General features: G+C 39.1%; 9 protein-coding genes. 8 read left to right on the top strand and 1 reads right to left on the bottom strand.

Translation table 11 applies throughout. The annotated features are described in order from the left end of the window. Positions 1 to 1209: 1209 nt before the first annotated feature. Both MYF79_RS12650 and MYF79_RS12645 read left to right on the top strand, forming a co-directional pair. The gene (locus MYF79_RS12650; RefSeq protein WP_247814219.1) at positions 1210 to 2868 is read left to right on the top strand and encodes an NACHT domain-containing protein; all 1659 of its coding nucleotides are present in this window, start codon (positions 1210 to 1212) and stop codon (positions 2866 to 2868) included. 331 nt (positions 2869 to 3199) lie between these two features. After that, positions 3200 to 3460 (top strand): sigma factor-like helix-turn-helix DNA-binding protein, encoded by a 261-nt coding sequence (locus MYF79_RS12645; RefSeq protein WP_247814218.1) that lies wholly within the window; start codon positions 3200 to 3202, stop codon positions 3458 to 3460. 478 nt (positions 3461 to 3938) lie between these two features. On the opposite strand, the gene MYF79_RS12640 is transcribed toward MYF79_RS12645, so the two are convergent. Beyond that, positions 3939 to 4217 (bottom strand): hypothetical protein, encoded by a 279-nt coding sequence (locus tag MYF79_RS12640; RefSeq protein ID WP_247814217.1) that lies wholly within the window; start codon positions 4215 to 4217, stop codon positions 3939 to 3941. A gap of 103 nt (positions 4218 to 4320) precedes the next feature. Here MYF79_RS12640 and MYF79_RS12635 point away from each other — a divergent pair, with 103 nt between their 5' ends. The 6 genes from MYF79_RS12635 (at position 4321) to MYF79_RS12610 (ending at position 12382) form a co-directional block, all read left to right on the top strand. Beyond that, on the top strand, positions 4321 to 5541 hold the full coding sequence (locus tag MYF79_RS12635) for an IS256 family transposase (protein ID WP_247814216.1): 1221 nt from the start codon (positions 4321 to 4323) through the stop codon (positions 5539 to 5541). Positions 5542 to 6757: 1216 nt separating this feature from the next. Continuing rightward, the gene (locus tag MYF79_RS12630; protein WP_247814215.1) at positions 6758 to 9073 is read left to right on the top strand and encodes a sensor histidine kinase; all 2316 of its coding nucleotides are present in this window, start codon (positions 6758 to 6760) and stop codon (positions 9071 to 9073) included. 429 nt (positions 9074 to 9502) lie between these two features. After that, the gene (locus MYF79_RS12625; protein ID WP_247814214.1) at positions 9503 to 9913 is read left to right on the top strand and encodes a hypothetical protein; all 411 of its coding nucleotides are present in this window, start codon (positions 9503 to 9505) and stop codon (positions 9911 to 9913) included. 61 nt (positions 9914 to 9974) lie between these two features. Further along, positions 9975 to 11015: a sensor histidine kinase gene (locus MYF79_RS12620; protein WP_247814213.1), complete on the top strand. Its 1041-nt coding sequence runs from the start codon at positions 9975 to 9977 to the stop codon at positions 11013 to 11015. Beyond that, complete coding sequence (locus MYF79_RS12615) at positions 11012 to 11737, top strand: LytR/AlgR family response regulator transcription factor (RefSeq protein ID WP_247814212.1); 726 nt, start codon at positions 11012 to 11014, stop codon at positions 11735 to 11737. Before MYF79_RS12620 ends, MYF79_RS12615 begins: the two co-directional genes overlap by 4 nt. 417 nt (positions 11738 to 12154) lie before the next feature. Next, the gene (locus MYF79_RS12610) at positions 12155 to 12382 is read left to right on the top strand and encodes a hypothetical protein (RefSeq protein ID WP_247814211.1); all 228 of its coding nucleotides are present in this window, start codon (positions 12155 to 12157) and stop codon (positions 12380 to 12382) included. The last annotated feature ends 91 nt before the right edge of the window (positions 12383 to 12473 follow it).

Here is a 12473-nt window from a genome sequence, read left to right as displayed (position 1 = left end):
CCCATAACTCGTTGATTTTAAAAGCAAAACGGGTTCGATTACCAATTCTATGTTATTACATGCAGGCGGAAACAATATTAGGCCATTCATTGCGCTTTGCAGTCCGGAATAGTTGAAACAACTTCACTAAAGGCACCAAACCAGCTGATGCCTTTGCGATCAGCATACACCTGTATTTACCCAGGCCATCCCGGACTATTCTTGGGTCATCCGATGTTTATTTTTTAACCAATTGGACACTTGCTCGCTGATAGCCACAGTCCCGCCTGATCCGACTTCAAAACCAGTGATAAATGAAACTATTTTCTCTTTCTCTGATTGATAAACATACATTAAGGGTCTTTTAAGAAAATGTATACTGACCTCCTCGCGTTCGGAACTCATTGGATTAGCGATGTTATTAGGTTTCGCATAATATTACAACGGCAATATCGGATGGAATAATTAGATTGCCTTATGGAAACGAACAGCGCTATGAAGTTCGATTCTGGTATCAACATATCCAGAGTTTTCTGTGGTCAAAATCTATCACACTTGTGCTGTCTGAACAGCCACCAACATCGTTTTGTCATGGAATGGGAACACGTGTGGCATCCTAAATGGGGTGTATCCAACTTTATGAATCTTCACCAGCAAGTCGCCGCCCCCCTTGTAACCACCGGAAAATAAACTACGCATTACCAGTATCCACATTTGGTAGAGGTTAATACGACCAAAGGCCAGCGATACAAGTAAGTTATCTATCTTTTACCTTAACATGGTATGCGTCCAGCTATTTAGTAAAAAATGGTGTATATATATTGACTGAAAATACATAATATTAATGCTAACCATTATAATTAATGCATAGTTAGATGCTTTTTCTCAAGCCGTGATCATTACTGTTATAGGCTTGCTGGTTAATGCATGCGTGAGCCCCTCGTTGTCAATAGACATCACTGGGATATAGTGGTCGTTTTTTGCTTGCAACCCATTTAGAAGACGATCGTTAAATACTGTTAAATTAATCTGTTCTCCGTGGTTTCCGTTAAATAGAAATGCTTTTTAATGGCACGTATTATATTGGGGCCCTCTAACGGGAGAATGTTAACAGCAGGTTAACCAATATGCACATCTAAATGGCATTGTTTGGTCTTAAAGAAACTTGTTTCTAAAGCAGTGCAATATTGTCTTACGAGATTTCTCGATTTTTTAACTTATTCAATAACAATGGAAAGAAAGGATATTATCTCCATTTTAAAATCTCCATTTGAAAGATTACTGAACTTAATTGGGGAAGAATTTAGGCAGGCTTTTGCCAACCGAATATTTGAATATCAAATTGAACAGTTTGAAAGAAATTTTCTTGTTAAAACATTACTACACAATGGAGAACCAGTAATGCTCAGCAAAATATATGAGCCGCTCACAATAAAAAAGATGAGTTCTCGGGACAGTTGCCACAGTATTGCGATAACTCTTTATTCTGCAAAACAATACTTTGAAACCTACAGTTCATCTACGATCTTTGGCTATGCCGGTAGCGGTAAATCGTTTATAGTAAAGCATTTATTTACTAAATGTATTCTGGAGGAATACAAAATACCAATAAAGATTGAGTTACGTTATCTAAATGAATACGAGAACTCATTGACAGATTACATGTTCAAGGAGGTTTTTCACAATAACAAACTAGGTACTTCACATGACATAATAGACAGAATGTTGTCAAAGAACCACTTTGTGTTTATGTTTGATGGATTTGACGAGGTTAAACAAAGTAAAAAGTCCAAGACCCTACATGAAATTGAAATATTTACAGGACGATACAACCAGAATATCTTTTTGATTACATCCAGGTTTTATACCGGCATTGAGCTGCTACCTCGCTATGTCAACTTCGAGGTCTGTCCTTTTGGAAATCGGAATATTGTCTCATTTATCAAAAAGCAAAATTTTGATATAAATAATGAGATAACTAACAAGTTAATTGAGGTTGTGAATGCACAATCTGATGGAATGTATTCGACTTTCTTAAGTAATCCACTACTATTATCGATGTTTATATTGACTTACAGATTCCAGGCGGAGATACCTGAAAGACGAAGTGAGTATTATCGGCAAGTATTTGAAGCGTTGTATTCGGTCCATGACACTACATCCAAACACGCATTTATTAGAGAAAAGGTTTCGGGACTAACAAAAGAACAGATCAAAAGTGTCTTAAAACATTTGTGTTATATCAGTTTCTTTGAAGCGAAGTATCTCTTTGGCGAAGATTACTTGGATGGAATGCTCAGTCTGATTAAGAAGAAGAATGCGCTATTATCATTTGATAATGAAAAACTGGTTATCGACCTATTAATAGGGATAGGAATGATCACCCTTGACGGTATTGAATACACTTTTCCACACCGATCGCTTCAGGAATACTTTGCATCAAAACATGTAACTGAATTCATGCCAGAGAATAAAGAAAGATTCTACGAAAAATTATTGGAGGTTGTAAGAAATAATCAGGAATCTCTAGCTAGATTTGATCATTTCCTGGTGCTTTTGTTGGAAATGGATACCCTTTGTATGTATAAATATTTTCTCGTACCGCTATTTGAAAGTACCTATCTGACATTAAACAGCCATGTACAGTCTATGAGTTATTCTTCTATGCATGACCATATTAATGGTTTTATTGTTGGAGTGATAGACCTATTATCAAGTGATCTTAATTTTTCGACGATGTACGGCTCCCTGGACCATTTTGCCGCGAACATTAATAGGAACCAAGCTGCCGATTTCTTCCTGCAAGTTGGACAGGATTTAATAAATAAATTGAAAAAAGTTTTATCCGACATGTCCCAGAACCAAAGTGATTTTATTGAATTTGTTTGATTTGTTCCAATACCAAAGTTAAATATAGCATACCTATATAGAAAGTTACATGCCGCTTCATTAATTACCAGCAGACTCGCTAAAAAAATGATTCTTGATTACTGCATCAAGATGTGTATTACGCTTGATGTTGACCACCCCTAACGCTCATCTTGACCACCTTTCCGGCCTTTACTCATATTAATAATTGATAATCAGCCAGTACCGCTGGTCAATATGCCGGAAAGACATAAATTTAATTAAGGTAGGTGGTCAACATGCCGGAACGGCATATTGACCACCTCTAGTTCTTCCGGGATTATTTGCTTTGGGATACAAAACTCCACGGAAGATGGCCGGAGAAACTATCAGCATGACTAAACTAAAACAGATCTTTTTGCATCGCAGGAATGGCATGGCCCTGGAAGCCATTGCCCTCGTAATGAACGTCTCTCGCAACACTGTCAAAAAGTACATTCGCTTAGCAGAGCAGAAGGGCTTGGAATTGGAACAGCTGGCAGCGATGGAGGAACATGACCTAGAAAAGATATTTCCGGAACCAACATCAGTTGGGAAATCGCGCTTTCAGTGTCTGGAGGGTATGTTTCGCTGACTCCTATTAAAGTAAGTATTGTGATATTAACTACACCAAGTAACATGTTAGTATTATCGCCAAAAGCCCCCCCAATGAGCTTGATCGTTAGAGAATGCCATCGGAAATTCACTATGATAGAGGGGAAGCCCGAGCGAAAGTATTAGAATGCAAAAGAAGATGACTCAGATAATAACCCAACGTGAAATACGCATACATTTAATGTTTTAATTACGAGACGGAACTTGAATTAATGCTGAACTTGGAATAAGGTGCAATTCATTATTATCATATCGCAAAAGGCTATAGTAGGTTCAATTCAATCAGCTCTGATACTAACTGATTAAGCATCGGGATCAGATAACGTTCGACTGCATTAGTTTCATTAATCGGCTTATGAAGCAATACTACATTATTTTTTTTTATAAAATAACTAAGATTATCCACGTCCCCGTACTCCGCTTTTGAATGGTCTACAGTAAAAGAAAAATGCGCCTCATCACCTATCGAGTAAATTAGCTTCTGTTCTGTATCTGTGCTCTGCAATTGTTGCAGTAAAAATTATCTTCCTGAGCAACTTTTCGGGATCTAAATCGCCAATAACAATATCGGCATACCTAAGTTTCGCGATCGCCTGTTGAAATGACTTCGTATCACCGATAACCTGCTTAATCAATATCAGTTGCCATAATACTAAATTATCAAAAGGATTGATCGTAATGTGACCTACGGTAAACGAACGAAAATTAATGACCTCAGGATTGTTATAAAACTTCAAAAAAGAACGCAGATTTATTGCATTTCTCTTGAAAAGTGGAGAGTGTAAAATAGACTGTGTCAAAGGTTAAAAATTATTTCAGACCTTTAAGACAGTTTTTTTTATGAGCAACAATGATCAATTTGATTATGACGGCCTCAAGAAAAAGGCCCTAGAGCAATTTCGCTCAGGAAAATCTCTTTTTGGCAAGGATGGCGCCTTTGCGCCCTTACTGAAAGAGTTTCTGGAAGCAGCAATGGAAGCTGAACTGGATGAGCATCTGGATGATGCGCAACGTGACGCTGGCAACCGTAAAAATGGTCGTACTCCCAAACGACTTAAGACAGCAGACGGTACCATTAATATTGAAACACCCCGTGATCGTTCCTCGACGTTTGATCCGCAAATTGTTAAAAAGCGAGAGACCATCCTTGCGGAGAGTCTTGAGCATAAAATTATTGGCATGTATGGGCATGGGATGAGCTTCCGCGATATTTCAGCCCATATAAAAGACATGTATGATACCGATATTTCTGCTGCTACGCTTTCTGCTATAACCGATAAGGTTATTCCCCTGGTAAAAGAGTGGCAGAACCGGCCTTTAGAAGCCATTTACTGCATTGTTTGGCTTGATGCTATGTACTACAAGGTTAAAGAAGATGGACGTGTTATAAATCGCTGCGTTTACAATATTCTGGGAATAAATGCTGAAGGCCGTAAAGATTTGTTGGGTATGTATGTTTCAGAAAGCGAAGGTGCTAATTTCTGGCTGAGTGTGCTTACAAACCTGCAACAGCGGGGTATATGTGATATACTGATTGCCTGCATAGATAACTTAAAGGGGTTCGCAGAAGCAATAGCCACGGTCTTTCCCCATACAGAAGTCCAGACCTGTATCGTGCATCAGATCCGAAATTCACTTAAATATGTAGCTAGCAAGGATCAAAAAGCATTTATGGCAGATCTGAAGCCTGTTTACCAAGCAATAAGTAAAGATGAAGCAGAGCAACAGTTGGTTGAACTGGAGGGCAAATGGGGTAAAAAGTATCCTATAGTCATTGAATCCTGGAATCGTAATTGGGATAAGCTCAGTACATTTTTTAAATATCCGTCCGCGATCCGAAAACTAATCTATACAACCAATACCATAGAAGGCTTTCATCGACAGATTCGTAAAGTAACGAAAACAAAAGGGGCATTTACCTCAGACATGGCGTTGCTAAAACTCATCTACCTGGCGACTCAGAATATACAAAAGAAATGGGCGCAACCACTGCAGAATTGGAGTATCACCGTATCTCAGCTCTCTATTATATTTCCAGATAGGCCAAAATTGAAGCTATAAAAAACCTCGTTACTGAATGATATTTTTTGCATCTTTGGATCACAGACCAACTGCAACAGAAAAAATATCATTCAATAACGAGGCTAGTACTTAAATATTATTGACACAGTTTATTTTACAGATCCCGACCTTTTGCTTTTTATAGTCGTCTGAGCCCGCTCTGGGTCTGCTTATCAGGGATCGAGTTGAATTCCTTCTTTTTGTATGCTATCTTTTATTCTAGTCGGACAATACTGTTTTTAAAATATTATCACCACTTTGTATGTGTATCGGTGAATGACGAGATCTGTTCGATACATATTCGTTCCGATAGGCTTTGAGATAGCTTTATGCTACGTTCATCTTGCGTTTAAGACGTGGAATGAACGTAGCATAAAGCTTTCTCAAAGCCTATCGGAACGAATCTAATAGCCATACCAGTTAAGCATGAAGGATCATCACATTACCCTTACAGGTGAGAAAGGCAGCATTCCGCTCGTAAAAGCTACAAAAAAGGATTTGAGCGTCATTTAATAGCGTTTTAATGACAGCTCTTATGAGGCGTTTTTCGGCTCTTATGAGCCATTTTCGGGCTCTCGTATAGTTTTTTTTGAGGTCCTTTAAATTCCTTCCTAATATTGTGTCATGAATCGCAAACAAAGGCGCAGCACCTGCAACAGGAGAGAGTTGCCTCCTGTAGGGAAACGACGAAACTTAAAAAACTAAAAAAGATTTATATCCAATGATAGTATGGATTACATTCCAGCTCCATTAATGAAACATGTCTGGCATGTTAATACGGTTTAACATCATTAGAATCGCTGTCCGGATTATAAATTTCTCATCGGGGATAACATGGCAAATTTGGTTAACTGACAGAATTTAAAAGACACGCCAGTGATACATAGACGACGGGCAGAAGGCAATGAAGCAGAAAGCCGGTTAACCAGTTCAATGCAGGCTATACTTAATTGGCTTTCTTATGGCTAATCAACGGCCATTTGAATCTGCAAGACCTTACAAAGTTGGCTGTTAACTCTTTAAAACAAAATGCTATGAATATTTAATGATATATATGTTTAATCGGTTGGCCATTAAGAATGTTTTTGGGGAAGGTATGCAATGCCTTTAGGGTTATTTTGAGTCAGGTATTGTAGTTTTGTATAAATTGGAGTTTGGGGCTCAACCGGCGTTATATCTGGTATAGAAGCTTTTGACATTTCGAAGCGCACAAATTATGAAGAACGCATTATTAGGCATTTTCCTGATTCTTTTTGCAATGCCATCACTGGCACAAACCAGCAATTTGGATGAATTACCTTTGACGGAATTACGGCAAAGACTGGCAACAAGTGCCGACGATACAACTAAGGTCCAGGTGCAACTGGCCCTGGGACATTTAATGCTTCTAAAACCTACCAAAGACGGGAAAGACATTGATTCAGCTGTTTCATTAGCAACACAGGCTGCAGCACTAAGTCGCCGGCTCGACTATCATTTTGGAATTATTAATGCCATGCTGCTTAGTGCAGAAACTTATTATAATCGAGGCGACGGCGAAACGGGTCTAAAGACTGCTAAAAATGCGCTTGCATTTTCTCAAATGCATAATAACAGCGATGGGGAGGCAAGATCATATCACCTTATCGCTCAGTACTACTCCACTTCTGATCCGGTCTCGCTTCAAAACAGGATACTATATATTAACAAGGCTATCAGCATATTCAGAAAAAACGGAAATGTCCTTTGGCTCTCCTTTTTGCTAACGGCAAATGCTGATCTGTTATTTAATGCAGATCGAATTACCGAAGGACTTAGATTACTGTTCGAAGCCTTAAATTTAGGGAAAGGAGTAAGTCGCCGGACGGTTGAGGGGATTTACTGGAATATCGGGAGGATATCGTATGACTTAGGTGATTATAGCAACGCCTTAAAATATAATTTACTGGCGCTTCAGACTGCCAAAGAGGTCCGAGATACAACGCTACAGGTCAGTTTAATCAACCACCTTATCGCTTCTACTTATGTTAAACTTCAAGACTATAAGCAGACGATTCCATATGCCATCGAGGAATTAAGACTGGCAAAACGTTACAATGACCGGGGCTTTATGGATGCCGGATCTTCAACACTGGCATTAGCCTACACCCACACGGGCGAACTCCCTAAAGCTTTAGCCGTACTCGAAGAAATGAAAAGCCGGGCTGTTACTAACCTGGAAAAATTATCGATAACAGTGGAGTTTTTAAATAATCTGATCTATGCAAAACGCTTCGGAGACGCCGAAAAATATGTGCTGGAAGTAAAAAGTCTGTTACCGGCAATCTCCAGTCAAAACGTCAAAGAACTCATGAACGCCTATAACTCGCTTGCTTCGTATTATTCAGAGATAGGACAGGTGAAAAAAGCGTATCGCTATACGGAGCTGTATGCCACCATGGCGCACAAACTAAATTATGCAGCGGGTATCAGAACGGCCGAATACCGTTACTATAAGCTGGTGTCCTTACAAGGAGATACGAAGTCTGCCATGAAGCACTTTCTTAAAGAAAAGGAGATTAAAGATTCAATTGATAATATCGCAAGAAACTATCAAATCTCCCTACTTCATATTGAAAATGAGGCACTGGAAAAAAACAGGCACATAGACTCGCTTACCAGGGAAGCGCTGATAAGTGATATTAAATTGAAACGTAACCAACTTCTCCATAAGGTGACCATTGGCGGAATTGTGTTATTACTGATCATTACTGCACTTATTTATAGCCGTTACAGGTTAAAACAACGCAGCAATGCGCTTTTGTTGCTTCAGAAATCTGAGATCGACCAACAAAATATTTCGTTACAGCATCTGGTATCGGACAAGAATCAGCTCATCGGGGAAAAAGACCTGCTACTCAAGGAAGTGAACCACCGTGTCAAAAATAATCTGCAGATCGTGATGAGCCTGTTGGATACGCAATCGGGCTATGTACAGAACGAAAAAGCACAGGAAGCGATACTTGAAAGCCAGAACCGCGTGCAGGCAATCGCGTTGATACATGATCAATTATACAAGACGGATAACACGACGGAGATCAACCTTTCATTATACATTAAAGAATTAGTCCATTCATTAAACAGTTCTTTAAATTACAGCATGAACAAGGTCGCGATAACGTGTGAGATTGATGATATCACCCTTGATGTTTCCCAGGCGATACCTGTAGGTATCATCTTAAATGAAACTGTGACCAACGCACTGAAATATGCATTTCCTGATCATCAAACGGGCCATATCAATATCCTTGTTAAACGCGCAGGAGCCTTCATAGAGATAAAAATCAGCGATAACGGGGTAGGATTGCCCAAAGATTTCAATCCCACAACTTCAAATACACTTGGGATCAGACTTTTGGAAGGACTGATTACACAACTGGAAGGAACTTTTTCCATCGAAAATGATCATGGTTTGACTATTCTTTTAAAATTTCCCTTCAAGGTCTACAATACAACAACAATTGTCGAAGGGAAACGAGGGCTACCGCCCGTATCAAAATATCTGACGAACTAAATTAAAGTAAAGCCCATTATTTACCACCATATCCATAATTGGCCGATTTTGCCTGTTCGCTTAATATTCCTTTGTACTTCCGACAACTCCCCTATCACCAGGACATCGATATTAGAGTTAACGCGATATTAACCATCGCCTAACCTAATGAGGGAACTTATTTAAGATTCGCTAACTCCCTAAGATTTCATTTAACGCCCGGCAATAAAGCAGTATTGTTATGAGTAGTATCCACCTGCTGCCATGGTAGAGATCGAAGCGATTGCTGTGGCCGACGATGTAGCCGAATGGCGAAAATAAATCCCATTTACATGCAGTAAACGCCATTTCAAATAACAAAGTTTTAGAGGTAAGTGTGTCAGGATAAATTTGCTCATGATTTCGCACTAAATAGCGCAATCAGCAATTGACACATTTAAAACATCTAAAATGAAAAAAGAAACATTAATTCAGTTATTTGGAATACTGCTTATTACGTTGATGACTGCATGTGCCAAGCCATCTTATTTTGGAACCACATATCCACCCACTTCAAATGTTGACGTATATCTCGACAAGGCTGACATCAGAAAGCAATATACCACCATGGGTTCTACCACCATTGAGAAAGGATTTGGTTCAATAGAAGCCACTCAGCAAAAGGTGATAGAAATGGGAAAAGCCAAAGGAGCAGATGGCGTAATTATGACGCTCACGGAAGAGGTGGTCGTTACCCAGCAAAATGGCACAGCCATTGCAAGTAAAACGAAGAAGGATAAGGTAATAGCCAATTCATCCTCTCAAACAAGGGATATTAAGGAAACAAAGATAATTGCGACCTTTATTAAGTACAATCAGTAAACCCATAAAGGAATTGCGTAAGTACCCTTACGCAATTCCTCTTTATAAAAACCATCACCAGATGTTGAAAGTAAATTACAGGCGATTGCTTTTACTGACATTATTCTCCTTGTTTATATATGGCGCTTTCTTCTTCCTGTCCTACGTAGTGGATCCCGGTCGAACCACTAAAGAATTTACCAATCCATGGAATCTGCTACTTTTTGTAGTCGAATCAGTTATTACCCATTATATACTGATATTTAAAGTGATCATTCCTGCGATGCATAAGGAGCGTAAGTACAGCAAACTGCTGATGATCACAATATTGCTTTTCCTCATCAAATTCATATTGAACTATGGCTACTTTTTGATCCAGCGGGAGCATAATGTTGTTTCCACCAAAACTTCGTTATCTCTGAACAGTATGAGCTGGCTATTGCTGATAGTGTACGTATTTAATCTTATTACAAGTTTTTCAATAGCGCTGTTAGTGGAATGGGTACGAAAAGGGAAAGAACGTATCATGTTGGAAAAACAAAGAACAGAAGCAGAACTCAGTGCGTTAAAGCACCAGATCAATCCTCATTTCCTGTTTAACTCGTTAAGTTTCATTTATGGAAAAGTTATTAAACTAAATAAGGAAACTGCGGATTCGATACTGATACTGGCGAACATTATGCGGTATGCACTGGGAAAAAGCGATGCAACAGACGGACAGGTGAGTATAATGGATGAGTTAGAGCATATGAAAAATGTCGTTGAAATTAATCAGCGCCGCCATAACCGGCAGTTACATATTCAGTACGAAGAACAGATCGATGACCAGTCGATCAGGATTATTCCATTAGTACTGATAACTTTGGTAGAAAATGCCTTTAAACATGGCGATCTGCATAACGCAGCTCATCCCCTGCTTATAAAAGTATGTACCAATGTAAACGAGTTTTCTTTTGACATCAGAAATAAGAAAGGAAAAGGTATTAAGGAGTTGTCTAATGGGGTTGGTCTTCAGAATATCAGCCAGCGACTCAGTCTGACCTATGGACACCGTTGCAGTTTCATATTGCAGAATGAGGAACAATTCTTTAGTGTATCATTAAAAATAAACTGGAACATATGATAGATTGTATCATTATAGATGATGAGCAGCATGCTATCGATCTCCTCAAAGAACATATAGATCAGGTACATTTTCTACGTTTAGTGAGCACTACCACAGATCCGGTAAGAGGACTTACAATGATAACAGACCTACGACCACGGCTCATCTTTCTGGATGTGCAGATGCCAAATCTTACCGGTATAGAAATACTAAATCTCGTCGGTAAGGACAGTTATATCATCATGACAACGGCCTATAAAGAATATGCACTGGAAGGCTTTGAACACGCCGTGGTAGACTATCTGTTAAAACCGATAGCATTTGTCAGGTTTCTGAAAGCTGTTAATCGCCTGTGGACTTTTCACAATGCCACACAATTGAAAAATGACCAGGATAGTTATGTATTTGTAAAAACAGAACAAAAAGGTAAGTTACTGAAGATCGATTCCGGCAGGATCACATACATCGAGGGTCTGGGCAATTATGTTGTCATTCAGATGGACGACCAGCGGAAGATCACCGCGTATCTGAAACTGAAAGAACTTGCTGAACACCTGTCAACGATGGGATTCGTGCGCATACATAAGTCGTTTATTATATCACTCAGTCATCTGACTGCCATAGAAGGTAATATGGTGAGGATCCTGAACGAAACAAAGCCAATTGTTATAGGAGAAGCCTATAAAAAGGATTTTTTTGAACTGGTGAATGCAAAGTTGCTTTCTTCCAAACGGGAATGAAATACCCATTTATTTCCTGCGTTCGTTTAAAACAGATTTGACTGATCCCCTTTAATCATATCCAGCTGTGGCCTCGTATGGCTTTCAGTGCTGTAATTACCTTCCATCTATAGCGGTTTAGTTACATAATTATGTTGCCGATTTATTCTATCTCATTAGTAATGCTTATCAAGAGTCCAACGCTTCATGAAATCATCTGAAATTATGCAGTAAATGGCCTGTGAAAGGATAATTTTTCCGTAATCATAACAACACGATCCGGTTGATGCAATTGACAAGGCGGAATAATGAATGAGTAGTAAAAAAACAATAAATACCAGCAGATTCAGCCATATTCAACGGCATACTTATTGGCTTATATTAGTCGGATGCCAGGCATATAAAAAACTACCAGCAGCCCATTAAAACAAACCTACCATGGACATTCACAAACTACAAATACCGTATAAAGGAGTGGACTATGAAGTGACCGTTACACTGTCCCACGAGAACAATGACTGTAGGATCATAGCAAACGTCGCTGGTCATGAGCTGCTATTCCTTTCTACTGAAGACGATTGCCTGCAGGCGATTTACAAAGATAATATCATTGAAGAAGGACTAATTGACGAAGTAGGACGGCGGATCTGTAAAGAATGCCTTTAACGCCCCCCATTACATACTACGAGGAATCTGTAGGTAGACAGCGGCTAATCTGTGTATCAAAAATTCTGCAATATAATTCCACTTGTACTCA

Origin of the sequence: Chitinophaga filiformis (assembly GCF_023100805.1) — a bacterium.
Taxonomy (GTDB): domain Bacteria; phylum Bacteroidota; class Bacteroidia; order Chitinophagales; family Chitinophagaceae; genus Chitinophaga; species Chitinophaga filiformis_B.
Note: the sequence above shows the minus strand (reverse complement) of the source record. Positions and strands in the feature narration are given on the sequence as shown.

Bases quoted from the DNA above. Each gene is read 5' to 3' on its own strand.
- MYF79_RS12650 (WP_247814219.1), top strand. From the start codon at position 1,210: ATGGAAAGAAAGGATATTATCTCCATTTTAAAATCTCCATTTGAAAGA.
- MYF79_RS12645 (WP_247814218.1), top strand. From the start codon at position 3,200: ATGGCCGGAGAAACTATCAGCATGACTAAACTAAAACAGATCTTTTTG.
- MYF79_RS12635 (WP_247814216.1), top strand. From the start codon at position 4,321: ATGAGCAACAATGATCAATTTGATTATGACGGCCTCAAGAAAAAGGCC.
- MYF79_RS12630 (WP_247814215.1), top strand. From the start codon at position 6,758: ATGAAGAACGCATTATTAGGCATTTTCCTGATTCTTTTTGCAATGCCA.
- MYF79_RS12625 (WP_247814214.1), top strand. From the start codon at position 9,503: ATGAAAAAAGAAACATTAATTCAGTTATTTGGAATACTGCTTATTACG.
- MYF79_RS12620 (WP_247814213.1), top strand. From the start codon at position 9,975: ATGTTGAAAGTAAATTACAGGCGATTGCTTTTACTGACATTATTCTCC.
- MYF79_RS12615 (WP_247814212.1), top strand. From the start codon at position 11,012: ATGATAGATTGTATCATTATAGATGATGAGCAGCATGCTATCGATCTC.
- MYF79_RS12610 (WP_247814211.1), top strand. From the start codon at position 12,155: ATGGACATTCACAAACTACAAATACCGTATAAAGGAGTGGACTATGAA.